The sequence below is a fragment of the Blautia faecicola genome, from assembly GCF_004123145.1.
GTDB classification, from domain to species: domain Bacteria; phylum Bacillota; class Clostridia; order Lachnospirales; family Lachnospiraceae; genus Oliverpabstia; species Oliverpabstia faecicola.
The window spans coordinates 2,560,546-2,587,169 of the sequence record NZ_SDKC01000001.1; the positions used below are offsets into that span (position 1 = coordinate 2,560,546).

Genomic DNA, 26,624 nt, shown 5'->3' on the forward strand with positions numbered 1-26,624 from the left:
TCTCCTGCGAGAAGTTTCTTCAATACACATCACTCCAATCCATAAGAAAAACTGCTATTCACCAAGGATGTCCTCGGTAGAGAGCAGTTCATAATCGTCTAATCTGTTAATGTCAATGTTTAAATCGTCGTGAGCCAGTGGTGTTTTCGCATAATCATAAGGCGATGCACCACCGTCCTCTGTGTATCTGAAATTCACATGCTTTTTTAAATCATATTTATCGTCCATGATCGGACGCTCCCCACGAATAAACAAAATCGCTTTGCGGTTATCTAAAAGCCGTATTTCATCCGGTGTTAAAAGTTCCCTTCCAGTCTGCTGATAATTCACCGAATAGCTGCCGCTACGCCCTTTTGTCTGTCCGTAGGTATTGGTATCCAATGTCTCTTTTCCCAATAATTCCGAGACATACTTATGTCCTTCTTTTTCATTTCCACCCAAATATAAAAATTCATCGCAGTTGCCGATCAGACTCTCATAGGAGTCTTTGAACAACGCTTTCATCTGTGCGATGTTCTGGATGATGATACTGCAGGAAATCCCTCTGGAACGCATGGTTGCCAGAATCTTGTCAAAATCATCCGGCAAGGCTACGTTTGGCCATTCATCCATAATGCAGTGCACCGGAATCGGAAGCCTTCCTCCGTACTTCCGGTCTGCCACATAATACAGTGTCTGAAACAGATTACTGTAGATCATGCCGACCAGATAATTCATACTGGTATCCGCATCCGGGATACAGCAGAACAATGCGACCTTCTTCTCTCCGATGCTGTACAGATCCAGTTCGTCTGTACAGGTCAGATTGGCGATCTGTTTCAGATTGAACGCTGCCAGACGGACACCAACAGAAATCAAAATCGACTTCGCAGTCTTGCCGGCCGCCTGCTTATAAATAGCATACTGCTTGACCGCAATACTCTCTGGGTCCCGCATTTCCAGTCTCTCAAACAAAATATCCAGTGGAGACTGGTAATCCTCATCATCTTCTTTTACCTGTGCGCTTCCAAGCATTTCCATGATCATCGGGAAGTTCTGTTCTTCCGGTGGAGCTTCATGCAGTAAATACAGCATAAGTGCCTGTAAAAGTGCAGTCTCGGACTTTTCCCAGAACGGGTCCGAGCTTTGTGCACCTTTCGGTGTCGTGTTACGGATCAGGTTGTTAATTAGTTTCAGCACATCCTTGTCATCCCGGACATACGCAAACGGATTATAGCACCAGGAAGTTTCCGGATTGATTAAATCAAAAACCCGGACTTCATATCCATTCCGTTCCAGGACACCTCCTGTTTTGCGCAGAAGTTCCGCTTTCGGATCTGTGATCACCATCGAGCAGTTGCACTGCATGATGTTCGGAATCGCATAGGTCCGGCTCTTTCCTGCCCCGGAACCTCCGACTACCAGCACATTTAAATTTCGTTTATGCTTATAGCCATCCAGTCCCATGCGGAAATGCTGTGTTAAAAGCAGATTCTGGGTGTACTGTTTTTCGCAGTAACGTCTGCAGATTTCGGACACATTGCCCCATTTTGCGGAACCATGTTCCACGCCTCTTCTATAATTTCTTTTTTGGGATTCATAAATACCAATGCCTAAGAAATAGGCTGCTGTGAATATCAGAATACATTGGAACGTATACGGGGTATACGTGATAAGAAACGGCTGTTCGAGTTTTTCGCTCAGCGTTTCTAAGATTTGAATAAAATTCTTATCCGGTGTAATGGCACAAGCGGTAATCGCTGCCGCCCACCAGACAAATGGCAGAAAGACAAGATACAGAACCCAGTCCTGCTTTTTTGTACTTATCTCTGCAAGTCAGATTCTCTTTTCTTGCGTGGCTTTTCTTCTGGATGTCCCTGTCCTTCTTTCTTATGAAAGGAATCCACTCCCGGTATCAGTGAGAGACTTCTGCCGTTGTCCCACTTAACACCGAGCTGGCCTGCATCATCCACATACTGCACAGTTCCTTCCAGTCCCTTCGGCATACCCGCTTCTCCGTCCATCGAATTCAGACAGATTCTTGTTCCTGCCGGATACTGTTCTCTAAGTCTTGCCACTTTTTCTCTTGAATAAATGACCATTCCATCACTCCTCTCTCTACCAGAACATGTGTCTGGTGGTATTCGGTCTTGCCACCTGAAGGATGACTTTGTCAATCCCGTCACTGTATCTTCCGGCCGCAAGATATTTACTTCTGAGTCTGTTGAGTGCTTTACGGATCTGCCTTTGTTCCCCTGCCGTGATCTGCAAACGTTTCTCGGCAAGGTCGTATTCCCTTACTTTTTTCAGAAGAGCTTTCGTTTCTTCCAAACATTCATCCTGCTCACTCTGTGCCTGCAGCTCATCATTCAGTGCCACCACGAACATATTTTTCATAATGTTATCCATCTTCAAATAATAGTTTGCCATCTGTCTGCCCTCCTTCTTTTGTTACACCAACCATATCACAAGACTTCCGTAATAGCTACTCCAACCGTCCAGATTTTACACCTTTATCGTTCCGGCTGCGTCTTTGTTTTTTTCTCTTTCCCGGACGGCTTTTCCGTTTTGGATTCCGGTGTTTTGATCGGATCTGCAATAGCAAATTCATCGATCGTAAACTCCTGTTCCTTCGCACCGAAATTACGCTCCACATGGTTTCGGATGGTGTAAGAAGCCTGACGGATATCATTTAAGAAGTTTCGAAGTTCCTGCGGATCTTTCTTTCCATATTCCTGCATCTGTGCAATACGCTCCAGATTGAATCCGGTAACATCCACACCATAACGTTTCGCAATCACATAGGCCGCACAATATGCCTGTGCGCTGACTTTCTGTCGGCTGTAGGTTCCGGTATGCTGGTCCAGTGCTGCACATGCCAGTTCCCGGTTCAGTGCATGGAATGTCGTTACTTCACTCATTCCGTTGCGGATATAAATGGTACGGTATCTCGGATTGTACTGGGCCTGCACTTTGTCTGGCAGATTATCCTCAATCTGTACACGCACCGACTGGTCTTTTAAGACAGCTCCTACCAGTTCTGTCAGACTTCGCTGTGGGCGTTCTTCTAATGGCTTTCCTGACATCTGACTGATGTCAAATCCTTTTCCGATCGTATACCCTCTCCGCATTTCTCCGTCTTTTTCGTATTCAGTGGAAATCATATAAGTAATGCCATGCTCCCCTGCTTTTACTGAACGGTGTTCTTCTCTCCAGCGTTCATAAGACCTTACCACCTTAAAATCCGGATGCTGTCCGTAGATCAAAAGCAGATTCGGAGTTCTCTGTGTATTACACTCTGCCATAAAATCCAGAAAGCCTTTCAGTCTTTCTCCATCCTGAAAAACTCCCTGTGCCTGTGAATCTACCTCAGCCCATACCTCTTCTCTTTCCTGCTGCTTCTTGGCTGCATATTCTTCCTTTGTCAGCTTCTGTTCCGGAACCTGTGTTTCTTCTGTTCCGTTTGAAATCATATTTGTTAAATCCATTTTCATTACCTGCCTTTCGTTTTCATGTTCTTACGTTTCTTCCGTCTCTCTCTGGCATTTTTCCGTCTGTCCGGCCGTTTACGTTTCTCTTCCTGCTCCTTGCGGATATCTCCGAGTTCTTTCCGCACAGATGGTTTTTCATTTTTTTCTTCCCAGCTAGTTTCCCGACCGGAAGAAGTATTTCTGTTGCGCGAGAAAGGTTCGGATGGATTCTTTACTTCCCCCTCCTGCGCCTGTGTAAAATTTCCTTCTGGGAAAACTTCATCTCCAATCTGGAACATATCCTCTGCATCGTCCAGTTCAAACTCGATCTTACCTTCCGGCAGGACAACAGTTTCTGTTCGTACATTCTCCCCAGATGCTTGTTCCATCTGGTTCTCTGCCTGTTCCGGTGCAGTCTCTTTTTCTACTGTTTCTGTAACCATAGAGCCTGATTCTGCTTTTACAAAGTCCAGATTCATACGGTCTAATACCCGGTTCATCTTTGCTGCGTCATCGGCAAATACCATCACTTCTGTCTGGTCCGGATTCACCTTATCCTTGATGACAACATATAAGATACCTCTCGCTTTGGCTTCTTTCGCAAACTCTTTCAGTCTGTCACCCGGTACTGTAAAAAATTTCATCGGACGCTGTTCTTTCAGCATTCTGGTAAGCCTCGTTTTTCCTCTTGTCTTTTTCTGGTCCTTCAAGGCGGCAGCAATAAAAACTGCCACATGCTTTGCTACATTCCCGGTGATCTTCAGCGAATACTCCATCCCTTCCAGACTGTACCGTACCACCTGATCTGCCGGTTCTGCTCCGTAATTCATACTTATCTCACCTCCTGACTTTCTTTTTCTTTGTGTTCCACACGTTTCTCATTCTGGTTTTGTTCCTCTGCCTTTCGAAGTCTTTCTTCGATTTCCAATGAATGCTTTTCAATCCGGACGGTCATACGGACTTCTTTTCGGAGATTTTTTAATTCCTCATTGATTTCGGATAACCGTACTTTTCTGCTGTCTTCGCTGCCATTCCGATAGAGCTTTCTGCGTTCCTTCATCAGTTCTGAAATCTGCTTTTGCAACGGCTCACGGTATGTGGAAAGCTGTTCTCTGGTCGTAATGTCATGTTTCATTAAAAACTCAATCTGTTCGATCCTCTGATCCAGTTTCCGGATATCCTCTCTGACGGCATACGGACTTCTTCTCGGTCTTTTTGGCAGTACTCCCATCTGATATAGATAAGAATAATATAATGCCTGTATCCCGGTCAGTTTCCTCTTTGGAGGAATCTGCACCGTCTTTTGATAGATGCGTTTTACTTTTGGCTGTAAGATTTGTCCACGGATCTCCTCTTCGGAATAGTTTTTTCCAAGAGACCGTAGCCGGATGTACCGTTCCATCCCCGGAGCCTTTAAAGCGACATATTTCCGGTTCAGTTTCCATGTGTATCCACGCTTTTCCATTTCTTTTAAGAATTGTGACCAGGAGTAGCTTTCCTGTACAGACTCCCTGATATCCAGACGGATCGCACTTCTCCATGTCGGTTTCCCTTCCTGTTCCGCTTTCCACTGTACATAAGGGATTGATTTTTTCTGGTCGGATTCAATGATAGACAGACCATATTTTCTGCACAGCTCATCGGAGATCTTCCGGATCTCCGTATAATAACTCTTTGCATTGCTGTGGTACTTACGCCCGTCTGCCATGCTCACAGAGTTCCAGACAATGTGGTTATGATAATGTCTGGTATTCAGATGCGTTGTGATAACAACTTCATACTGTCCCTTTAAGAGTCGGTCTGCCAGTTCCTGTCCGATGAGATGTGCCAGTTCCGGTGTCACCTCACCTTCTGCAAAACTCTGTACCAAATGGTATCCTTCCACACCGCCCGTCTTATGGAATCTCTTTTTTGTTGCCACCATATCTGCATACGCATTTTCATTGGTACATCCGATGGTATCTTCGAAGACCGCCTGTTCCGTCTTTGTCCGGTTCATGGCATAATCAATGGCAGCCTCCAGAGAGTCTGCTTTCTGTGTGGTTTTTTCTTTATCTTTTACATATTCGATAGAACGGTCCAGGCGGTGGACGGGGATAACACTTGTATAAGCCATCCGGCATTACCACTCTTCCTTTACCAGATGCCATGTTTCTTTGGTAAGACGCAGCATTTCCTGAATGCTCTGCTCACTTGCCATTCCAGAAGCATTGGCAACATGGGCAAGCTGATTGGCATTGTTGCATAAGCCTGCAATTTTTCGGAGCAATTCGGGGTGATGCTCGCAGGGTTTGGCATGTACCTGCGCTCCCAAAATCAACGAACGCATAAACTCTTCCCTGCTCAGACCGCTTCTTTCGACCTGCTCATTCAGTTCCCTGACTTCCCTTGCGTTAAGCCGTACAGGGATCACATGGTTTCGTTTTCGCATTGCATCACCGTCCCTTCTTTTTTCTCTTCCTCTTTCATCATACCGCCAAGTTCCTCATCGGATTTTTTCGCCGTAACCATACAACAGGTTACTACCACTCCTATAAATCCTCCGCTCATCAATGCGATTACAATCATTACTCCGTTTCTTAACATGACTTGATCCTTCCTTTCCATTTCCGTCTGTGTCCGGGGGATTGGGGTTCTCCCCAAAGTGCATTTGGATATCCAAACGCTATGCTTGCAAAACGAGTACCACCAGTTTCTGTAGTACCGGATTAACTCGATTCCGATTTATTTTGATTCTTTTATCTGTACCAGTCCATCAAGTGTCGTACAAATGATATGGAGTCTGTCTGCCATACTGATTTCGGTATTCATTGTTCCTGTCACTTCTTTCCCACATACGACTACCATCCGGCATCTCCGCAAAAGGATATGGGACATTCTTCCATATCCCTGCATATCTTCTGCATCGGATTCTTCCAAAAATGGTGAGAATACAAATCTCGGACAGATTGGTACATACCCAAGTTCATAGATTTTTCTGCAATATTTCTGCACTTTTACCCGACTTTCTTCTGCTGAACAGCACACATAAGCCAGCGCCTGTTCCATACGCTCCATCTCCTTCCTGCATCCAGTTGGATGCCAAGTATTTTCTCTATAAAAAACAAGATGTCCAATTGGACATCCCGGCTACTTTTCATCCTCTTTCTGCTCTGCTTCTAATGCAATTCTCACTCTGTCACTTCCCAGTTTGTAGTAGGAATCTGTTACCTCAATTCCTACTGCACGATAGCCTGTCATAACCGCTGCAAGGACAGTCGTTCCTGCTCCGGCAAACGGGTCCAGGATCAGACCTCCCGGTTCGCAAATCTGGATGACATCTTTCATAAGCTGCAACGGCTTCTCTGTCACATGAATCCGGTTCTGCGGATTTCCATATCGGAAGACTCCCGGCAGACAAGATACCGGACGGTTGATTGGCATCGGTCCATTACTGCCCCACACAATGTATTCAGCCTGCTGGCGGAAACGGCCTTTCTGTGGACGGGAGTTTCCCTTATCCCACACCGCTGTTCCTCGCCAAATCCATCCTGCCCACTGCAATGCATCGGTAATTGATGGATACTGACGCCAGTCAATGAACAGACAGATCGGAGCTCCTTTCTTGCAGGCTTTCCGCACATCGTAAAGCCACTCAGCCATCCAGTGTGTCCATGATCTCTGATCTTTATTGTCCCCATCAAAATCCGGAAGTGCATTTGCAGCACTCATACTGCTGTATTTCTGGTTTGTAGTACGATTTCTTTCATTCTGCTTTGTTCCACCGGACGCATACGGTGGATCGGTAATGACTGCATCAAAGATTCCCGGCTGGAATGCTTTGACCAGTTTTAATGTATCTCCATGTAATATTTTCCAGTTTTCCCCTTCAGCATATTCCTCTGGGTATGTTCCCTCTTTCATAAGTTCTTCCAAACTCAGGCCATTTGTCATAGGCATCATCCTTTCTTTTCTCAGCGTTCCGGCTGATTTTTCTTCTTTGTTTGTCTTTTCTGGTAGGACTGTGGCGGTTTCAGTTTCTCAGGAACAGAAAAAGCACTCCACTTTCCATTTTCATATAAGAACATATCTTTTGTGTGGTTATTAAATATATCCCAAGGGAAAATATCCCCTTTGATATAGATATTTCCTCTTACTTCTCCATACACATGGCTTTCTCCACCGATAACAGGTGCATTTACTCCTACCGTATCAATAAATGCTTTTCCACTGATTACCGCATTTTCCTTTATCTCACCGCCACAGATATAACAGTCTCTCTTCGCAACTGCTCTGTCATAAAAAGTAGTATCTCCGGTAACAACAGCATAACCTCTGACCAGACTGCCATCATAAAGTGCAGCCTCTTCCTTTACCTCACCGTTTTCACAACAGATTGCATCATCATAAATCCAGCAAGTCCCTTCCTGTGACAGATTGTTTTCATTCTCTATAAAACCGCCCAGTGTTCCTTTTGGTACTTTCTCATTCACATCTGACACCGCCTGTATTCGATGGAGCCATGGATATTTCGGATGTTCAATCTCTGTAATCTTATACTTACTCACGTTCTCTCCTTTCACCGTTCCGGCTGCTGTTTCTTCTTTGCCTTCCTATTTTCTTTTGGTGGTGGACTCAACTCAGTTTCCACATATTCGCTGATAATCAAAAGTGCTTTGTAATAGTCCCCACTTTCCAATACCCTTTTACACATTTCTTTTGCTTCTGCTGTCTGTTTATTCTTTTTCAAAAGAGTTGAGGCATCGCCCATAATGGAAAAAATATTCCCATCATGTCCAAGGAACTGTAACTTGGGACGTTGTTTCTCAGGCTTTGTCGGAATCTGCTCTGTTTTCTTTTCATACATTTTCGGCTGTTCCATATCTGGATGCCAAAAATGCACATTCAGCGTTCCACCATCCACCTTTATATCCCTCTGCTCAAATCCTTCACCCCAACCGTCACTGTACTGTCCTGTAATGTATTCGGTGAATTCCTGTAGCTCTTCCTGACTTAAAAATTCATTTAATTCCAGTTTGGTACAGCCGTACAGGATTCCGTCTTTGTTTTCTATCGTAACAACTGCACTTTGTATCTTTCCCTGAATGGACTCACTTCCATCAAAATACTGCATGAGATCATCTTCCCCATAACGTTCCAGTTCTTCTCGGATGACTTCTTCATAATCGGCAAGTTCTGTTCCATCTAACGGCATTCCATATTCATCACTCTCCGACCAATCTTCTTCCCATTCGGATTCTTCTGAATAAAGATTTCCAGTCAGCTCCGTCAACAGATGTACGTGCATCGTTCCTTTTTCTTCCATTCTCTATCACCTTCTTTCCAATGGTCTGTCCCTGCATTTATTTGCCTGCTTTTTTTCTTTCGCAAGGTCTGCATAATCTTCCCCTTCTTTTTCCGGCAGATTGCAGATAATCTGATACGTTCCCTCGTAATGTTTTTTCATCTGTTCTTTCGCCCATCTCCCGGCAAAGTCATTATCGGTGCATATTTCAATTTCTTTGATTTCCGGATGGTTCTTCAGAAACTCTTCCAGTGCGTCCGGCGGCTTTTTAAAACGTTCACTCTGTATCAGTGCGTTTTCTTTCGGAGCAGCGATTCCCCCAAGGGAAAGACGATATTTATCCCTCTTTCCTTCTTCCAGTGTCATGTGTGCCAATGCATCAATACACGCTTCATATACGGCAACTCGCTTTGTTTCTCTTTCAGGTGGAATGCAAAAGCTGTACTTTTTTTCACTCCCGGTCTGCTCCATCTTGAATCCCTTCCCGTTTTTTTCATAGATTCCTCGCAGGAATGCATATCTTGCTTTTCTGGATTCATCTTTCCCAACAAAAACTGCGTTATGGTACGGGACACTTTCATAAAGGATTTCATGTGAAATACAATATGTGATCACTTCATCGCTGATTCCTCTGTGGTTTAAATAAGCCCTGATTCGTCTGCAATTACAATATCTCTCCGGCAGTTTAAATAGTGGTTTTTCCTTTTCGGCAGACTGTGTCGGAATAAAAGACGGACTCTCTTCGCACAGCAGTTTTACAGCATCTGTAAATTTCATTCCATCCACTTCAATCAGGAACCGCAGTGCAGACACTCCCCCGATATCTCTGGATTTCCAATGCCATTTACTCGACAATTCATTGATTTTAAAACTGTCATGGTCCGTCAACTGCCATTCATTTCTGGTTCTTGTCTTTTGCAGTCTCTGTGCCTGATGTGTTCGCAAATACTCATACGCAGTCATATTTTTTGCTGCCTGAATCTCTTCTTCTGTTACCCAAGGCATTACAGAATCGTATCCTGAAGAGCCAGTACCTTATCTGTCCGCTCCCAAGGAAACTCCTTTCTTCCAAAATGACCAAAAACTGCCGTCTGCCGGAAAATCGGACGATTCAATCGAAGGGATTCCATGATCTGAACGGGTGTCACTCCAAACACCAGTGGGATTGCTGCCGCCAGACAATCATCTGCACACACTTTTCCTGTACCAAAGGTATCTACCTCAATCATAACCGGTTCTGCTACTCCGATTGCATAAGCCAGAGACACCTGACACTTGCTTGCAAACTCAGCAGCTACTATATTTTTGGCGATATACCTTGCCATATAAGCCGCCGAACGGTCTACTTTCGAACAGTCCTTTCCCGAAAATGCACCGCCGCCATGCGGAATCATACTGCCATAAGTATCCACCATCAGCTTTCTCCCCGTCAGTCCGGTATCTGCATCAAACCCTCCACACACAAATTTTCCTGACGGATTAATCAGAATCTTCGTATCCTCATCCGGCGGCAGTAATCTGAGTGCTGAGCGAAGCACTTTCTCTCTAATCTCGGCATCTAACTTCTTCAGGCTCTTTTCTGCACCATGCTGGCAGGAAACAACAACACTTTCCAGTCTCACTGGTTTTCCATCTTCATATTCTACGGTTACCTGTGCTTTTCCATCAGAAAAGATATCTTTGATATATCCGCTTCTTCTGCAAGCCGAAAGTTCACGTGTGATCCGGTGTGCCAGAACAGTCGGCATTGGCATAAGCTGCGGAGTCTCATCGCACGCATATCCGACCATAACACCCTGATCTCCAGCTCCCCTGCTTCTGTCTCTTATCTTTGCACCAATATTATCCCGAAATTCTTTCGACACACTCACTGCTTTCGCAATATCTGGACTCTGCTGGTGTACAAACGTATCCATTTCTATCCCATCTGTACAATACCCACACTCTTCTAAAACTTTTCGGATCACATCAAACACTGGTGGTTCATATCCGCTGGTGATTTCTCCTGCTACAAACACATTTCCTCTTGTAGCAAGGACTTCACACGCCACTCTCGAAGATGGATCGTAACGCAGACATTCATCTAAGATTGCATCTGCTATCTGATCGCATACTTTGTCTGGGTGTCCTTCTGTTACTGATTCTGCTGTATAAAAACGTCTCATCATTCTTCTCCTTATATACAGACAGGGCAGAAGCTGCTTTATGCACATCTCCTGCCCTGTCAGATTGGTTTATCCTGTAATTTTTATTTTATTTTTCTTCTGTTTCTTTTTTGTTGTCTGTCATTTTTGACTTCTTTCTGCGGTATACAGTCACTCCTGTAGCTGTTCCAGCAGATGCCAGTGCAAGCAGAACAAACGCCCATATTTTCTGGTTATCACCTGTTTTTGGTGCATTTGTTTTTTCTGTTGTTTTCTCCGGTGTTCTGGCATCTTTCATTTCTACTTTCTGGACTTCCATTGTATCTTTCAATGTAAATGTGACATCTTCCGCAATCTCGTAACCATCCGGTGCTGTGATCTCACGCAGAGTAAGTTCTTCATTGACTGGGAGTTTTTCAACGGAATGTGGTTTTCCATCTGTAATCCACTCTTCCAGAACAGTTCCGTCTTTGCGGATAATCTGAAGCTTTGCCCCTTCCAGTTCTTTTCCGGTTGTAAGGTCTGTTTTTGAAATTTCCACTTTGGAATATTCATCTTTCATCTCAACCTTTGTCACACTGCCATCTTCTTTGACTTCAAACATCACATCGCTGGCAGACACATAGCCATCTTCATAAGGAGCCAGTTCCTCATGTAAGGTATAACTTCCTTCCGGCAGTCCGTAAATGACATGTTCTTCCTTACTGCTTACCCATTCTTCCACAACATTTCCGTCTTTATCAATGACCTGCAGTTTGGCTCCTTCCAGCTCATTTCCGGTAGTTGCATCTGTTTTTGTAATGCGTGTTTCTGTCGGCTGATTCTCAACTTCTTTGTTCAGTTCAATCTTTGCAAGATTCTGATTTTCGTAAGTTGCATCTACATTCCATACTTCCTCATTTGGAAGATATCCAGCTTTTCTGACTTCCTCTTTGACATAGTATTTTCCATGTGGAAGATCACTGTCGAAAGTAAGTGTTCCCTTTGCATCCGTTGCTTTCTTTTCCAGCAAGGTATCTTTCTCTACGAGAACCTCTCCCTGATTAGAAAGAATATCTTCTGCAGCATACAGTCCAAAAATAACACCTTCCAGCTTTTCGCCTGTGACAGAATCTTTCTTTTCTACTGATACGAAAACTCTCTGTCTTTCATTTTTATAGGTAACGCCTTCATAAACAACTGCCTGTGTATCATCCTCTGCTGTCAGGGTAAATTCTTTCTGTTCTGTATTTAGGACAAAATTCTCTCCTGCTACAACTTCTTTCAGATAATACGTTCCCAGTGGCAGATTGTTGATAACTGCTGTTCCATTTTCATCTGTAGTCAGTTTGGCTACCAGATCATCTTTCTCATAACGAACAACTGGATTTCCTTCTTCGTCCTTTGCTCCGTCCGGTGAATAGATGGTATCTTTGGCATATACTTCGAATTCAGCACCTTCTACTCCGGTTTCTTCATATTTAAAGCCTTTATAAATACCTGTTTCTTCTTTACCAGATACGGTATTTCTTACTTTAGAAACCAGTGCTTTTACTTTTGCCAGAACAGAATCTCCGGTTACTTCGGTAAGCTGTTCTCCCTTTTTCGTCAGGAGCAGGCTTCCTACCTGTTCGTCATTTTTCTGTTCTACTTCTACAATCGCAGCTCCTGTATCCGGATCAATCTGATGTGCAGTGTTTGAGGATACTGTAATTACAATACCATTCTGTGGATTTTCTTTATATGTTCCTTTTGTAGTCTGCTCTAATGGTGAAATAATCGTTGTTCCATCATACAGGGACTCTTCGCTTCCCTGTCTTACAAATCCTTCCGGTGCTTTTACTTCTTCGATTCGATAGGTAGCGCACTTCAGTTCCTGCGGTGTGATCAGATATCCTTCCTCATTTGTTTTGAATACACTGATCTTTTCTTTCTTCGGATACTGAACAACCTGTTCCACATATTTCTTATTTGTCACATCGTAAATCTTATAAGAGGCTCCGGCCTTTAAAACCGTATTTCCAGTCTGTGCATCCTTCTTTACGATTTTCAACAAAAATTCAAACGGACGGTCATCAAATACTCTCCACTGCATTGGTTCTCTGCTGTCATTTTCCACATTTACAACAAATGGATCAATGGTTTTCAGATTCTCCGGGGTAGTGCTTTCCACTACAACATAACTTCCATACGGCAGTTCCGGGCTGACTGCATATCCTTTGGTATCAGTGATCAGTTCCGGTACTGGTACGGCGGTTCCATTCTCATAAGTAACTGCAACCTGCTCTTTGCTGAAGTCATAATTCTTGAAATCACTTGCTGTATAGCTTTCTCCATTGGACGGTTTCAGTTTCCCATTTTTCACCTGTGTCAGGTCGCTGATCAGATATACCTTAAATCTTGCTCCTGCAACCAGGTCCGTTTCTGTCTGCTCTCCATCTTCACTGATTTTGATTAACTGGAATGCCTGTTTCTTTACCTGCTCTTTTACCGTAAGGTCTCTTGTCACTTCGGCAACATCCTGACCTTCATAAGTTACTGATACCTCATATTTGGTAGTATCCAGTGTATATCCTTCCGGTGGAGTGATTTCTTTTAGATACATTTCTCCAAGGTATAATTCTGAAAATTCCAGTGTTCCGTCATCTCCGATGACTCCCTGTGCAATCAGGCTGTCCTGTTTATACAGAACTCCTGTTGTGCCATCCGGATGCACGATGTCCTCTTTGGCATAAAGACCATACACCGCACCACGAAGAGCACTGTCCCCCTGCGCTTTAAATGCAAGTGTTTCTTTATCGATCTTTGCGATTTTTACTTTTCCGGTGACTCTCTCATCTGTTGCTGTTACATTCAATGTCTTTCCGGCTGCAACATCTACTTTATATACTTCTGTATTCAGTTTATATCCTGTCGGAGCAGTGATCTCTTTTACATACACAGTTTTCAGTGCAGAATCAAAATAATCGCTGACTGCTTTTCCATCTCTTCCGGTTGCTGACATTGTCATCAGCAGGTTTTCACACTTCTTATCAGTATAAATACCATAAACTGCTCCTGACAGTAGATTCTGTGTATTGACATCTTTCTTCATAAGTTCAATGCGTGTCATATTCAGCCACTGTACACTAAAACTTACCGGAGCTGCTGTTTCACTTTCAAATACACCGATATCCTGCTTGGAATTTCCGGTTGTCAGCACCAGTGTTCTCCATGTCTTTCCGACAGAACCATATAAGTTGCCGGAAGCATAACTGCCTGTCAGTAATAAATCCGCAGACAGATAGAATGTATCTCCACCATAAATCTGGATTTTTCCATTTGTAACACTTGTTCCTTTGGAAAGATTATGTGCTGTCACATTTTCCGGTACACTCAATGTCACATAGTTTCTGTGATCTCCAGACAGTGTGATATTTGGTGTTTTCTGGATGTTTCCATCCCGTACTGCATTCAGCTTTGTGCTTGAAAGGCTCAGTTCACCTTTTGGCGGTTCTTCCTGTCCAAACAGATAATTGATATATGCGATAACCCCTGCATTTACAAGGTCATTATAATTACACCCTGTAAATCCGGCTTCTCCTGCATAAGCGTAGCTGGCTGCAATGTGTGTATACACATACTTTTCATCTTCCGTTTTTCCAGACAGATAACTTCCTGTCAGATCTCCTGCCCCGCCATAACCATAATAAAGGACTTTCTGTAGATTTTTATTGCTGTCCAGTACCTGTGCTACATAACTTCCACTCGGTGGGGATGCTTTCTGGGACTGAAGGCAGTATGCAATTTTCCCATTGACTGTAAACAGGCAAGTAAGATAATTTCCAATATAACTTGGATAATAAATAGTTCTCCCCTTTGTCAATGTAACTGTGGAACCGCTGCTTGTAGCTCTTTCAGCCGCAGACAATACCATCACATTTCCCTCTTCGATGTCCTCTTTCAGTTCTTTGACTGCCTGTGCAGATGCATCTTCTTCGGATGTTTCAATTTCTACATCTGTGTAGTTCTGCACAGGCGAATCCGAATCATCTTCAGATTCTGTATCTGACTTCTGTTTCTCTCCACCATTTTCTTCAGAATGTGCCTGACCTTCTGTATCCGTCAGAGTCACTTTCCGGGTGATGGTATAGCTGTCACTCTTATCTTTTGGAACGACCATATAAGTGGCAATATATGTTCCTGCTTTGTCAGAATGATACTCTCCACCATTCTCATCTTTGATACTTACAAGCGTAACATCTTCTTTTTCTGCATCATAATGGATTCCTTCCATACAGGTTTCCACCGCAAATGTTTCATCCGAAACCGCTTTTGTGATATCATCTGCTGTAACCGATGTATCTTTCTGGCTTGTTACCGCCTGTACTTCCGTCTGCTGTTCCGAGCCTGTCTGTTCGACCGCAAACGCATTTACACTGCTCAAGGTACTGATGCCCATCAGGACAGCCAGTCCAAAAGCAGCTATTCTGGTCTTTAATTTTCTAACCTTCATGTGCTTTTCCTTCCTAATTATAAATAGATTTTTTTAATTAAATACCGCAGAAGATGTTTCCTCTGCGGTACGTTTTATCTTGTATATCGATTTTTTTCTTTTTTCACTTCCTGTCTGGTACGCTTCACCGCTTTCATGACAGAATCTGTTGGAATCTGGTTATCCTTATATCCTTCCAGAATTCCATCCAGATAAAACTTCGATGGTCTTGCCGGAACATCTTTGTGCGGAGCGTTCATCATATATACAAACACCTCTTTCTCCACTCCATCCTGATTTTTTACCTGAATCGATTCTTTCCCATAAAAACTTGGGAATCCTTCATAGAAATCCAGACTCTTCTCACACGCTTCTGTGATTTTCCATAAAACTCCTTCGACACAGCTTCCCTTTTCCGGCAGTACCGTTGCTACTCCGTTACCCGGAGCCTTTCCTCGAAATGCCAGCCGATAATCTTCAAGCCGGACATTTTCCACAACTTCCGCAGCCGGACACCTGTACTTCATCTGCTCCAGATTCATGTTGCTGCCATAAGCGAAGTAATATCTATCTTCCATTTTTTCTCACCTCTATCTGACTCCTTCTGTCCTTTGATTTTTCTTCAAACACTCATACGTGCTTTTATCATATCTCCACGCAAGATCACCATCCAGATTTGCCAGCAAATGTTTTCGGACATTTTTATATTCGTCTCCAATTAACCCAAGTCTCAATAAAAATGTACGAAATGTAAATGCTGGATTTTCTGATATCAGTGTCTTTTTCATCTGTGTCGATCTCTGATTGATCGCCTGTGCGGAAATGGCTAATGCCAGAGTAATATTTGCTCTTACCTTTCCTGCATGAAGTGTGCTTTCAAAACAGCGCCATTCCAAAGTTCCTTTTGAAAACACAGCATGAAGATTCAGAGCATAATAACGGGTATGATCATAATGGGTATGACTTCCATCCCTGCCTCCATACCAGACATTTCTTACTCGGTCCATTGTGATTGATTTATTTGGTATTTTTCGGATTTTCTCCAATACCTCCGGTCGCACCCTCTGACAATAACTATTTGCTCTTCTCTCCTGCACTTTCAGTGCTTTGAACAGAATATCTTCCTTTGCATACATAATTGTCAGTGCATTTTTCAGACTCTGCGGTGTATGATTCGATGCATCTACATGAACATGCTGACCACAGGACTCATTTACAAAACCGCCATGCTGTCGCAGACATCGTACTACTTCCTGTAACTTACCCATTTCATCATAGGATAATTTCGGAGATACCATTTCTGTTGAATATTCTCCACCTGCGTCTACAATTCGACCGTATACTTTTCGTTGTGTATAAATGCTCCCATCAGACATAAATTTCCACTTTTTTCCTTCCAAATCTATCACTGACCAGACTCCATAAGTAGTGCCGTCATAATATGCTTCTGTTCCAAACATTTCAGCAACAACTTCTGCAGCACGTTGTCTGGTAATTCCTGTCATCTCGATTTCTGTGCCAAAGTATTGGTCTTTTATACCGATCATGCCTAATGGATTCCTTTCTCAGACACTTCCTGTGTGTTGAGTTCGGAGTCTGCCTTTTGTAACAATCTGCCAATTGCCTCGATAACATTGACAGTTACTCCGTTTCCAGCCTGTTTATAAAGCTGTGCATCAGAAGTGCTGTCTATGATTTTATTTATTTGCCAATCATAATACCCCTGCAGTCGCAGACATTCCCTTGGAACTAATCTTCTTATTCTTCCGTGATACAAGATGCCATGACGATCGGTTGCAGTAATTGTAAACATCGGTTCTTCTGGTTCTTTCATGCGTCTGCCGTTCTGACGGACATTTTCTTTGGCTGGTGTAAGGACTGCTCTTGCCCCTTCTTCACTTAATACGCCGGAACATTCTCCTTTGTATTTATGGATTCCACATTGTCGGGTATTAAGGCTTCTGCATTCTTCAGTTACCAGTGGTGGCGGAGACAAATCTACAAAATGAAGTGTTCCCTGTTGGATACCTGTAGTCAGGGTGTGTGCTATCTGATGTCCGACTCTTCCTCTCCTGCTGTTGAGATTCGCATAGCTTAAATCGATGCTGTCACCCTCTCTTGCAAGTTTGTAGCCGAGCTTTGTATTTTCTTTAATTGGAACACCCACATCATATAATCCTGTCTTTCCACCCATTCCTCCGGCTTGTGATGTCAGGGTACAGCTTAATCCTTTTGGACTGTAGACTCTTTTTCCCTGACTTCCTGCCCGGATTTGAACAAGAGCTGCTCCATTTGTTTCTGGTTCAGGTAATACTTTTCCGGCACATCGGAAATCAAGATATCCGACAATATACACCCGCTTTCTTGCTTGGGGGACTCCGAAATCCTTGCTGTTAAGCACTTTCCATTCGACATGATACCCCAGTTCAGAAAGCGTACTGAGGATGGTGCAAAACGTCCGGCCTTTGTCATGCGATAACAAACCGGGAACATTTTCAAGGATAAAATACGATGGTCTTTTAGCTTCAAGAATCCGGGCAATTTCAAAAAAGAGAGTTCCTCTTGCGTCAGCAAATCCTTCTCGCTTTCCGGCGATAGAGAATGCCTGGCAAGGAAATCCTGCACAGAGTAAATCAAAATCTGGCATTCGTTCTGGTTCAATTGTTCTTGCATCACTACAATACCACTCCCCTTCTGTGTCAAACAGCAATCGGTAGTTCTTATCCGCATAAGTATCCACCTCGCAATGTCCGACACAGACAAAGTTTCCTGCCCGTCTTAAGCCTTCACGGAATCCCCCGATTCCGCTAAAGAGATCAAAAAATTGAATGGTTGCGGCTATCAACCTCCTTTTTGCTGATAAAAACAGGCGGCATGATTTCTCATACCGCCCTTCGTTATTCTGTATCAATTGGTTACCATTCTGTTGGTTCTTCTGTTTTGGTTTCTTCTTCCAGATCAGTTTCTCTTTCTGGTTCAGTTTCCTCTTCCGGTTCGCTGTCCCCTTCTGGTTCGTTTTCCTCTTTCGGTTCACTCTCCCCTTCTGGTTCGTTTTCCTCTTTCGGTTCGCTCTCTCCATCTGGTTCGCTTTCCTCTTCTGGTTCGCTGTCCCTTTCCGGCTCAGTGCTTTCTTCCGGTTGTGTTTCTTCTGTTCCCAATTCTCCAATTGTCTGTTCGGATTCTTCAGGCTGATCTTTGCTTTGCCATTCGGCCTCTGCCTTTTCCAGTGCTTCTTCTATAATCTGAATTAAGAAGTCTTTCTGTTTCATGTGTTTCTTTCCGATGACTACTTTTAATCTCTGGAATAATTCCTCTGATACCTGTACTGCTACTGTTCTTACTGCTCCCATGCTTATTTCTCCTTTTCCTTCCAGTCTGTTGAAATGTTCTTCAATGACCTGTTGTAAAAATTTTTGTGTGCTGCTTTCTGTGAGTTCAATCTCTTCTCTTACTTTCTCATGTAAGTCCATCGGGATCTTTCCGCAGATATTTTTCATTTCTGCCATAACCTTTCTCCTTTCTCTTTCGCTACACACAACATACTCCAAAGCCGCATGGAAAGCTATTCACAATACCCACCAAAGATAACGATGCATTTTATGCCTTACCCCTAGCAGATCCAACAATGTATGTATCGTGCAATCATAGGCCTCACCCCCTTTACAAATTTTCCATTTGAGATAGAAAATCCATCATCTGATCTGGTATTTCTTCCGATGATGGGTTCGTTGTCGATTGTTCCGTAGTGCCACATATTCCTAATTCTCGAACACTTTCTTTTATCGTCTTTTGAATGACTTCTTCCAGCCATTTTCGATCCTCTTTTTCCAGAATTGCCTGAACCAGATACTGGCTTTTCTGCCCTTCTGGAACACTTTGAAATTTCTCCCATGCCCTTTGGTGTTCTGGTTTTTTCAGATTCGGGCGGAACGAATACACAGGGCGTGTCATCTCGCCCACATCTGCTGTACAATCCGTTCATACCCTGTTGCGTTGGCATGGACGTCCTCTATAAAAACGGGGCGGCAAATCGCGTCCTGTGTGGTCACGTGGCGTTTTAAAATTGCAGAGCCTCCCCCCATAAATACGGTGGGTACTGCCCGGAGATCAAACCCGGATTCTGTCACCGCAGACAGTATTCTTTCTATATATTTCCGTCCGTTTTCCTGTATGATCCGTCTGGCCTCTTCTGCCATACTGCAAGATTCTCCCCGAAGCACACGCTCAATTTGAGTTTCTGTCACAGACAGTCCGGTATTTCTACGCACTTGTTCTGCTGTCTCATCAATACATCGGATTACTCCAAGTTCCAGACTTCTGCACGTTGCTGCATTCGGAACAGCATTGTCCAGCCTCATAAGGTCAACGGTCCAGCCACCAATATCAACAAGCAGAACAGACGGTTCATTCTTCAGATACTCTGGATGCAGAGCAAGCGCAGAGTATCCCTGTGGGAACAGTTTCACATCTTTTATTGTTATCTCATATAACTCACTTTCATATAAAAATCGCACTGGCTGCTCTTTCCGCAACAGATACTCCCTGAATCCCTGTTTCTCTCTTCCAAAACTTGAAAGCGGAAGTCCAACAGCCAGAATTACCTCTGTCTTTCGTTCCGCTTTCCGATGCTTGATTTCTTCTGCAATGGCTGCCAACGTCAGCAGATAATAATTATCATTTGACGTTTTATTTTTTACCAGCGTCTGTCTTCCCGTACCGCAGACATAATACTTTCCTTGATATTGCAGAACATTCTGCATGGTATACGGCTCGTAATCATACCCAATAATTCCACTTGGGAAAGACACTTGTCTTGTTTTAATGGCATAATAGCCATGATCAATTCCTATGATTATCGCAATCACATCCTTTCATTTTTTCTGTTTAACGTAAGGTCAAAAATGTTGTCACTGCTGCAACGGATCGTTGCAAAAGTGCCATTCGTGAACACTTTTCTATGTTCCAGCGTCCCAAAACCTGCGGAAAATCTGGCTTTTTTATACCACTATCGCCAGAGGAACACTACTGTTCCTTCCCAGCCGGTTATAAAAGATCCCTCTCCCGGCGGCGGTCCAGCCTGTCCGGGGGAGGGATATATCGCAAGTTTCCTTTTTGAACAATTGCCTGTCTTTTTATTTTTATGAGATGTTTTTCCTGCTTTTGTAAAATGGGAAGATACTCCGGTTCTGTCAAAAACTTCCGTATATAATTGCCCTTTTTTCCCAGCTTGTTATCATTTTTCAGCAGTTCTATTTCTACCATGTAATGGGTATCTGGATGAAATCTCTTCTCACACAAAATGCTGTCCCCTTTTATATAATCAGATTTAGCCGATTCTCTTGCTGCCGCCAAGAGTTCATAAATACTTACTTCCACCTCTTATCACCTCCCAAAAGACCAGAAAAAAGCAGACCTCTTAATCGAAGTCTGCTCCTGTCGGATATGGTAATCCTCTTTCTTCATATTTTTTATCGATATAATTTCGAATCCATTCCCTGTATTCTTCCGTTAATGCCAGTTCCTGAAATTCTAACAACCACTTTTCCCCTTTTGCTTCGTCATCAAGCCATCGATCTTCTATGCACTCCGGCTCATCTAACATTTTCATCATCGCTTCAAATGGCTCTTTTACATCATCACCAAATTCTTTCCATAAGGCGATTCCATAGTTCTCCAGTTCAAAAAATTCTGTCAGATATGTCAATCGTTCCATATCCCCCAATGTCATTCTTTTTTCACCTGACAATAATGCTCGATCTCTTTTGCCACATAGATTTAAAAATTTTCTCTTTTCCATCTCCACATCCATTATACTTTTACCTCTTCCTGTTAAAAATAATTCCTTATTACGAAACATTATAAAATTTAAATTCTTTAGAATCAATATATATGTTTCTGTATTACGAAACTTTTTATTTTATAAGGGGAGTTCATCATTATGCAAAAGATTAGACCAGATATGGATATTGGTAAAAATATCCAAGCAATTCGATATAAAAACAATATGACTCAAGACCAAGTAGTTGCAAAATTAAATCTTATGGGTATCTCCATCACCAAAAGTACCTATGCCAAACTGGAAACAAATCGCATGAACATTAAGGCATCTGAATTAGTTGCACTTGCAAAACTCTTTCATACCGATATCAATGCTTTCTTTTCCGGCTTGCTATAGTTCGACATTCCCCGACTCCCTGTGTATATAATAGCATATTAAAAATAAGAACCAGTCTATATTCTTATCGGATATAAACCAGTTCTTTTTTCTTATCAAATAATATAAAAGTGACAGGGAATTCAGATTCTTATCTTCTGTCACTCATGTAATTATTATTCTATTTTAAATTTAATGAATTTACCCATTCTTGAATTTCTTTTTCAATGTTATTTTCTATATAAACGTCATACACATTTTTCCACATTATCTGTGTATACTGTTATTTTCAACCCCATAATTATAACTTGGTACACGCTATACACTACTATAAACTGTACTCCATTTTAGGGAAGCCTAACAGGATCACATCGTAATCCTCAATATGCGCATCCTTATTTGCCAATGCCGGACGAAAAGCCTTATCATTCATCTCCACGGAACTGCGGGAATTCTTATTCATCCATTCCAAATCATCGCTTGCGTAAGGTACTTCCGGTCTGATTTCATAAAGATCACTTCCGACTGCCTTTGCAATTTCTTTTGCCTTCTGAGCGGTTGTTCCGCTGGCACTAAAATAAGCAACTAATACTTTTTCCATTTTACTCATTACCTCCATTTACTTTTTCTATTTGATGCAGCATATAATCCAGTTCAAGCTGCTCCTTATTTCAAATATTCTTCAAAAAACGCTGCAATCTTCTCAAAAGGAATCACATTCGCATTATCGTATAAATCCGTGTGAACAGCATCCGGAATGATCATCAGTTCCTCTGTTTTCATCTTCATTTACACATTCTCCTGAATATTTTTGATAAATCTTGCAGGCACACCCCCATAGACGGTACATGCCGGTACATCCTTGGTTACGACAGCACCCGCAGCAATCACTGCACCATCTCCGATCGTGACACCTTTACAAATGGTTGCATTGGCACCTATCCAGACATTTTTTCCTATATGGATTGGTGCAGGAATCAGATTGCCCCGATGCTTTGGATTAAGACTGTGGTCTAGCGTAGCAATCACCACATTATGTCCAATCAATGCTCCGTCATCGATTGTGACGCCGCCCTGATCCTGAATCTTGACACCCGCATTGAAGAACACTTTTTTCCCCATCTTCAAATTCTTTCCGCAATCTGTATAAAACGGCGGAAACAGGGAAAATGTTTCATCCACCCTTCTTCCCGTGATTTCACACATAATTTCAACAATTTCTTCGTTTGTATGGTAGCTTCCATTTAACTCTGTGGTCAGCCGTATTGCCTCCTGCGATAACTTGTGCATACATAAATGTGCCTCTGAACCTGCCTCAATCTCAGCTCCACTCTCCATGTATTTCAAAAATTCGTTCAGTTCCATTTCATTTTCACCTCGCTGAATCAAGACTCGCTCACGAGTCTTGCACGCTAGAGCGTGTCTGAAAAAGGCTTTTCGTGAGCTGCGAGTCTCAGTTTGTGGGAGATTTTATCCGAATGAGGGCGGCGTAGCGGGCTACGGCAACCGAATGAGGGTAAAATCTCCCGCAAAGTGGGGCTTGCAGATTGCGGAAATGATTTTTCAGACACGCTCTAGATTCGGGGAAGCCTATGCTGATATATTTCCTTGTCGAATCTGTGCGCATCCTCGCGGAGCAAATTAACTTAAGCTGGAGTCCAGCTCTGACTGAGTTAATTATAATTTTCATCAAGGTAAATATCAAATTGCTATAATTTATATCTGGTTATTCTTGAAAGGAATATCCGTTTGATGTACAATCAGGATATCAAAGAAGGGAGACTTTCAAATTGGAATTACGAGTATTACGCTATTTTGCCACATCAGCCAGAGAAGGAAGCATGACAAAAGCGGCTGAAAAACTTCATGTTACACAGCCTACACTGTCAAAACAAATAAAAGAGTTGGAAGAGGAACTTGGTCAGAAACTGTTCATCCGGGGAAATTACAATATCCATCTGACTCCGGAAGGCGAAATTCTCTATAAACGAGCTTTAGATATTCTTGAGATGGCAGACCAGACAACTGCTGAATTTGCTTCTATGAACCAGTTTAACGGCGGAGACCTGTATCTTGGCTGTGCAGAATCCGACGGCATCTCTCTGCTTGCCAAAACTGCCGGACAACTACTGAAAAAACATGCCAATCTTCATTTTCATTTATACAGTGGAAATGCTGAAACCGTATGCGAACGCTTGGATAAAGGTCTGCTTGACTTTGCGTTTGTTGTTCAAAATATTGATGTGTCCAAGTACTCGTATCTGGAGCTTCCTGTGAAAGATACTTGGGGCTTGCTTATGCGAAAAGACAACCCCCTTGTATCGAAACAATCCATAGCACTGGAAGATCTGCTGGGGCTTCCGCTTATTGTCTCCAGACAAGGTGCAACCAACGAAATGCCGCAGTGGCTTCAAAAAAATTATTCTCGCCTAAATATTGTTGCCACCTATGATCTGATTTTTAATGCATCTATTCTCGTCCGTGAAGGTATCGGACTTGCGCTCGGATTTGACAAGCTGGTAAGCACCAGCGCAGACAGCATCCTTTGTTTCCGCCCAATCACACCTGCTATTGTCTCTCCCATGCGTCTGATATGGAGAAAAGACCAGCAGTTCTCCCGTGTGGCGACGCTGTTTTTAGAAGAACTGAAACCGTTGTGTTTCTAAATCTTCGTTACTCGCAAGAAGGTCCCGCCATTGCACAATAAGATTTTATGACCTGATTTTCTTCCGTAGGCACACTTTGGTTGTCCTTGTAGGACCACCTGCTGCTCGCTCTAACCTTTTTAGCGTTCTATTCAGCCTGATAGAGGCAAAAAAATACCCCGTTGGTTTCCCAACGAGGCATCAAAGACGATTCTATTCTGTTTTCTGTAAACTGTTATCCATCTTTCCTGGTGACCGTTTGCTGCAACCTTTTTTAACACTATTTTTGCAAATAAACAGGATGCCGACATTTGAAATACCGACACCCTGTTTGCAAAATTCGAAAATGCCTTACTGCTCCATACGAACCGTAATCTTGGACGGATACTGTCCGCCATGGAAGATTGTATTATGTGCAACAACCGTTGTCTGGCTGTTGAAACCGTCTTTTGTATTGCTGTTCGGGAATACAAAGTTCTTCGCACTGGAGGTAATCGTCACGCGAATTCGATGTCCCTTCTTAAAGCAGTTGGAAATCTTCGTCGTGAGGATTGTCAGCGGAACTACCTCGCCCGGATTTAAGAAGTCTGCATGGTCAAATCCATTGCGATACTTCGCAGATAAGATACCATCTGCCAGTTTGATAGAACGGCCATTTTCATCTACATCCGTTAATCGAACCATGAAATCCGTGTCCGGTGCATCGGAAGCGATGTAAAGAGACACGGTTATATCGCCTGTGATTACCACGTCCTTCTCCAGCGGATCCGTGGAGTAACACAGCATATCCTGACGTTTCTCCTCCTCTGTATAGTCCTCCGGAACCTCGATTTCATTTTCCGACATATCGATGATATGAGTTGACGGATTCTGAGGATCATAATCATAGCTGTCCTGGCTCTCCTTCTCCGGCAGTTTAAAGGAAAGAACTCCATCACCGGAGGATGTGTTGGCATGACCACAGCTGTCCAGGTAAATCTCTATTTCCTGGGTCTTCGGAATTGGCCAGTTGGAAGCTGTCTTCCATGTTTCCTGTCCGACGGTATAATACTCAACTGGAGCTGTTTTATCAATTCCGTTGTCTACGCCCTTCAGATGATGCTCAAACCACTGGAAATAGATAAAATCTAAGTCAAAGCGCAGAGCCTCGTCACCAAATGACACTCCATGCATATCGTATTTGCTGTTTCCGCTATGCTGCCACGGACCTAGAATTACTTTTCTCATGCCTTCCGGGAAATCATGCACAAGCTCCAGAGCCTCTGTCGTTCCCATTCCATTATCATCAAACCAGCCGGACTGTATGAGAGCCGGGATCTGCGCATGCACAGAGCGCTCCTTCCAGTTGGAACGGTGCCAGAATTCATCATAATCTGAATTTTCCAGCCATTTATCCAGGAACGGAACAGGATATCCCAGTGCTTTTTCTGCAAGCTGATCTAACGGGCGAATGTTCAATACTTCTTCCCAGTCATCCCGCTCCATCAGTTCCGGATGGAATTTTTTCTGAGAAACAGCAAATCCCCAGGCAAGCATTCCAGAGGTAAAACAGCCGCCTCTTCTCGGCAGATCCACAAATGCACTTCCTGCACATACGACGCTGATCAAGGCTTTCAGGTGAGGATTTCCGCTAGCTGCTGCTGCCCACTGTACATATCCCAGGTAGGAACCTCCTACCATGCCGACACTGCCTGAAGACCAGGACTGATCTGCAATCCAGTTCAGAGTATCATCGCCATCTTCCACCTCAGAGTGATTCGGAATCCATTCTCCTTCGCTGAGGTTGCGGCCCCGCACGTCCTGAACTACGACTGCATAACCGCGTTGTACGTATCGATAGTAAACCTCACAGCCATCTTCTTTTCCATATGGTGTACGAATCAATACCGCCGGCACCTTCTCGTCCAGCCCAGCCGGCACATAAACATCCGTTGACAGATGAATACCATCCCGCATAGGAACCGGAAAGCTTCCAAGATGACTGACTCCGTATATTTTCTCATCCGGCCAGGTATTCTTCCACATTTTAAGAACCGTTCTGTCCTCCTCGCCGTTCCGTACCAGTACTGTAACCATTTCTCTTGCCGGACAGCACACTGCAAGCAGCTCACCATTCTCTACCAGCTTATTATTCGGGAATTTGACATCACGCTGCAGATACCAGGAATCCTTACTGCTTGTATAGCGCTCTGCGCCTTCCGGCAGATCTACGATGACTTCCCCGTCTCCCACAAGTTTCTGTTCATAGCTATGGAGCTGATGTGACAGCTTCAATAAGTCAATTTTGGTAAATGATTTATAAAAGGCATTGTCCTCTTCCGACAAAGTCTCCCACGGAAGCAGCTTACCCGATGCAATATCCAGTTTTTGAATGGAGATCGGCTGCGTATCAAAATCAAGTTCCGCATAAAGAATTCCCGATACATACAAATGATATAGTTTCATAACGATTCATCTCCCTATTCGCTGCTGTGCACACATGTGTACACAGTTAC

At 43.3% G+C, this 26,624-nt stretch carries 29 protein-coding genes and 2 pseudogenes; 3 read left to right on the top strand and 28 right to left on the bottom strand.

Translation table 11 applies throughout. The features are described from left to right. Positions 1 to 54 precede the first annotated feature (54 nt). From ETP43_RS11480 to ETP43_RS11590, 23 genes are all read right to left on the bottom strand, one after another. Entirely contained in the window at positions 55 to 1,779 is a 1,725-nt protein-coding gene (locus ETP43_RS11480; RefSeq protein ID WP_243114342.1) for a VirD4-like conjugal transfer protein, CD1115 family, read from the bottom strand. A 23-nt stretch (positions 1,780 to 1,802) separates the two neighbouring features. Beyond that, the gene (locus ETP43_RS11485; RefSeq protein ID WP_119216803.1) at positions 1,803 to 2,081 is read right to left on the bottom strand and encodes a DUF4314 domain-containing protein; all 279 of its coding nucleotides are present in this window, start codon (positions 2,079 to 2,081) and stop codon (positions 1,803 to 1,805) included. A 16-nt stretch (positions 2,082 to 2,097) separates the two neighbouring features. After that, entirely contained in the window at positions 2,098 to 2,409 is a 312-nt protein-coding gene (locus ETP43_RS11490; protein WP_129258188.1) for a hypothetical protein, read from the bottom strand. Positions 2,410 to 2,492: 83 nt separating this feature from the next. Beyond that, positions 2,493 to 3,467, bottom strand: coding sequence for an ArdC family protein (locus ETP43_RS11495; protein WP_181951965.1), 975 nt, complete (start codon positions 3,465 to 3,467; stop codon positions 2,493 to 2,495). Between the two features lie 5 nt (positions 3,468 to 3,472). Continuing rightward, the gene (locus ETP43_RS11500; protein ID WP_129258192.1) at positions 3,473 to 4,279 is read right to left on the bottom strand and encodes a PcfB family protein; all 807 of its coding nucleotides are present in this window, start codon (positions 4,277 to 4,279) and stop codon (positions 3,473 to 3,475) included. Between the two features lie 2 nt (positions 4,280 to 4,281). After that, positions 4,282 to 5,565: a relaxase/mobilization nuclease domain-containing protein gene (locus ETP43_RS11505; protein WP_129258195.1), complete on the bottom strand. Its 1,284-nt coding sequence runs from the start codon at positions 5,563 to 5,565 to the stop codon at positions 4,282 to 4,284. A gap of 6 nt (positions 5,566 to 5,571) precedes the next feature. Then, a complete protein-coding gene (locus ETP43_RS11510; protein WP_015513332.1) occupies positions 5,572 to 5,880 on the bottom strand; it encodes a plasmid mobilization protein in 309 nt (102 codons plus the stop codon). Continuing rightward, on the bottom strand, positions 5,859 to 6,035 hold the full coding sequence (locus ETP43_RS11515; RefSeq protein WP_117550168.1) for a DUF3789 domain-containing protein: 177 nt from the start codon (positions 6,033 to 6,035) through the stop codon (positions 5,859 to 5,861). Before ETP43_RS11515 ends, ETP43_RS11510 begins: the two co-directional genes overlap by 22 nt. 138 nt (positions 6,036 to 6,173) lie before the next feature. After that, complete coding sequence (locus tag ETP43_RS11520) at positions 6,174 to 6,497, bottom strand: DUF7768 domain-containing protein (protein WP_015513330.1); 324 nt, start codon at positions 6,495 to 6,497, stop codon at positions 6,174 to 6,176. A gap of 81 nt (positions 6,498 to 6,578) precedes the next feature. Beyond that, positions 6,579 to 7,382 carry a DNA-methyltransferase gene (locus ETP43_RS11525; protein WP_330409188.1) on the bottom strand — a complete coding sequence of 268 codons (804 nt, stop codon included), beginning with the start codon at positions 7,380 to 7,382 and terminating at the stop codon, positions 6,579 to 6,581. A gap of 20 nt (positions 7,383 to 7,402) precedes the next feature. Then, on the bottom strand, positions 7,403 to 7,996 hold the full coding sequence (locus ETP43_RS11530) for a hypothetical protein (RefSeq protein WP_110102472.1): 594 nt from the start codon (positions 7,994 to 7,996) through the stop codon (positions 7,403 to 7,405). Positions 7,997 to 8,007: 11 nt separating this feature from the next. After that, on the bottom strand, positions 8,008 to 8,754 hold the full coding sequence (locus ETP43_RS11535; RefSeq protein ID WP_110102382.1) for a hypothetical protein: 747 nt from the start codon (positions 8,752 to 8,754) through the stop codon (positions 8,008 to 8,010). Between the two features lie 6 nt (positions 8,755 to 8,760). Then, positions 8,761 to 9,738 carry a DUF3991 and TOPRIM domain-containing protein gene (locus ETP43_RS11540; RefSeq protein WP_110102380.1) on the bottom strand — a complete coding sequence of 326 codons (978 nt, stop codon included), beginning with the start codon at positions 9,736 to 9,738 and terminating at the stop codon, positions 8,761 to 8,763. Continuing rightward, positions 9,738 to 10,898: a methionine adenosyltransferase gene (metK, locus tag ETP43_RS11545; protein ID WP_164979694.1), complete on the bottom strand. Its 1,161-nt coding sequence runs from the start codon at positions 10,896 to 10,898 to the stop codon at positions 9,738 to 9,740. Before metK ends, ETP43_RS11540 begins: the two co-directional genes overlap by 1 nt. Before the next feature lie 88 nt (positions 10,899 to 10,986). Next, positions 10,987 to 15,351: a SpaA isopeptide-forming pilin-related protein gene (locus ETP43_RS11550; protein ID WP_129258198.1), complete on the bottom strand. Its 4,365-nt coding sequence runs from the start codon at positions 15,349 to 15,351 to the stop codon at positions 10,987 to 10,989. Positions 15,352 to 15,425: 74 nt separating this feature from the next. Next, positions 15,426 to 15,908, bottom strand: a complete 483-nt coding sequence (locus ETP43_RS11555; RefSeq protein ID WP_015513326.1) for a gamma-glutamylcyclotransferase family protein — start codon at positions 15,906 to 15,908, stop codon at positions 15,426 to 15,428. Between the two features lie 12 nt (positions 15,909 to 15,920). Beyond that, positions 15,921 to 16,877 carry an amidoligase family protein gene (locus tag ETP43_RS11560; RefSeq protein WP_006426990.1) on the bottom strand — a complete coding sequence of 319 codons (957 nt, stop codon included), beginning with the start codon at positions 16,875 to 16,877 and terminating at the stop codon, positions 15,921 to 15,923. 2 nt (positions 16,878 to 16,879) lie between these two features. Next, positions 16,880 to 18,175: a DNA (cytosine-5-)-methyltransferase gene (gene dcm / locus ETP43_RS11565; RefSeq protein WP_129259592.1), complete on the bottom strand. Its 1,296-nt coding sequence runs from the start codon at positions 18,173 to 18,175 to the stop codon at positions 16,880 to 16,882. A gap of 70 nt (positions 18,176 to 18,245) precedes the next feature. Next, positions 18,246 to 18,836, bottom strand: a complete 591-nt coding sequence (locus tag ETP43_RS11570; protein ID WP_015513324.1) for a hypothetical protein — start codon at positions 18,834 to 18,836, stop codon at positions 18,246 to 18,248. Between the two features lie 154 nt (positions 18,837 to 18,990). Continuing rightward, the gene (locus ETP43_RS11575; RefSeq protein WP_110102373.1) at positions 18,991 to 19,281 is read right to left on the bottom strand and encodes a plasmid segregation centromere-binding protein ParR; all 291 of its coding nucleotides are present in this window, start codon (positions 19,279 to 19,281) and stop codon (positions 18,991 to 18,993) included. After that, the gene (locus ETP43_RS11580; RefSeq protein ID WP_158526417.1) at positions 19,278 to 20,186 is read right to left on the bottom strand and encodes a ParM/StbA family protein; all 909 of its coding nucleotides are present in this window, start codon (positions 20,184 to 20,186) and stop codon (positions 19,278 to 19,280) included. Before ETP43_RS11580 ends, ETP43_RS11575 begins: the two co-directional genes overlap by 4 nt. A gap of 187 nt (positions 20,187 to 20,373) precedes the next feature. Continuing rightward, positions 20,374 to 20,706: a DUF5720 family protein gene (locus tag ETP43_RS11585; RefSeq protein WP_005341391.1), complete on the bottom strand. Its 333-nt coding sequence runs from the start codon at positions 20,704 to 20,706 to the stop codon at positions 20,374 to 20,376. A gap of 40 nt (positions 20,707 to 20,746) precedes the next feature. Further along, the gene (locus tag ETP43_RS11590; protein WP_227084812.1) at positions 20,747 to 21,043 is read right to left on the bottom strand and encodes a hypothetical protein; all 297 of its coding nucleotides are present in this window, start codon (positions 21,041 to 21,043) and stop codon (positions 20,747 to 20,749) included. A gap of 225 nt (positions 21,044 to 21,268) precedes the next feature. Between ETP43_RS11590 and ETP43_RS11595 the strand changes: the two genes are divergently transcribed. Continuing rightward, positions 21,269 to 21,505: a helix-turn-helix domain-containing protein gene (locus ETP43_RS11595; RefSeq protein ID WP_005341369.1), complete on the top strand. Its 237-nt coding sequence runs from the start codon at positions 21,269 to 21,271 to the stop codon at positions 21,503 to 21,505. 307 nt (positions 21,506 to 21,812) lie between these two features. Here the strand turns inward: ETP43_RS11595 and ETP43_RS11600 are convergent, their stop codons facing one another. From ETP43_RS11600 to ETP43_RS11610, 3 genes are all read right to left on the bottom strand, one after another. Beyond that, the gene (locus ETP43_RS11600) at positions 21,813 to 22,085 is read right to left on the bottom strand and encodes a flavodoxin (protein WP_129258200.1); all 273 of its coding nucleotides are present in this window, start codon (positions 22,083 to 22,085) and stop codon (positions 21,813 to 21,815) included. Between the two features lie 65 nt (positions 22,086 to 22,150). After that, positions 22,151 to 22,273 carry a hypothetical protein gene (locus tag ETP43_RS11605; protein ID WP_330546521.1) on the bottom strand — a complete coding sequence of 41 codons (123 nt, stop codon included), beginning with the start codon at positions 22,271 to 22,273 and terminating at the stop codon, positions 22,151 to 22,153. Then, positions 22,274 to 22,849 (bottom strand): DapH/DapD/GlmU-related protein, encoded by a 576-nt coding sequence (locus ETP43_RS11610; protein WP_129258202.1) that lies wholly within the window; start codon positions 22,847 to 22,849, stop codon positions 22,274 to 22,276. A gap of 40 nt (positions 22,850 to 22,889) precedes the next feature. On the opposite strand from ETP43_RS11610, the pseudogene ETP43_RS18780 reads away from it, so the two are divergent. Further along, a pseudogene (locus ETP43_RS18780) lies at positions 22,890 to 23,006 on the top strand (DUF6783 domain-containing protein); the annotation flags it as partial. Here the strand turns inward: ETP43_RS18780 and ETP43_RS18785 are convergent. Further along, positions 22,992 to 23,174: pseudogene (locus ETP43_RS18785) on the bottom strand (DUF6783 domain-containing protein); the annotation flags it as partial. The pseudogenes ETP43_RS18780 and ETP43_RS18785 overlap by 15 nt on opposite strands. Positions 23,175 to 23,274: 100 nt before the next feature. Between ETP43_RS18785 and ETP43_RS11620 the strand changes: the two are divergent. Continuing rightward, positions 23,275 to 24,150 (top strand): LysR family transcriptional regulator, encoded by an 876-nt coding sequence (locus ETP43_RS11620; RefSeq protein ID WP_129258204.1) that lies wholly within the window; start codon positions 23,275 to 23,277, stop codon positions 24,148 to 24,150. 330 nt (positions 24,151 to 24,480) lie between these two features. On the opposite strand, the gene ETP43_RS11625 is transcribed toward ETP43_RS11620, so the two are convergent. Then, complete coding sequence (locus tag ETP43_RS11625; protein ID WP_129258207.1) at positions 24,481 to 26,574, bottom strand: CocE/NonD family hydrolase; 2,094 nt, start codon at positions 26,572 to 26,574, stop codon at positions 24,481 to 24,483. Positions 26,575 to 26,624 lie beyond the last annotated feature (50 nt).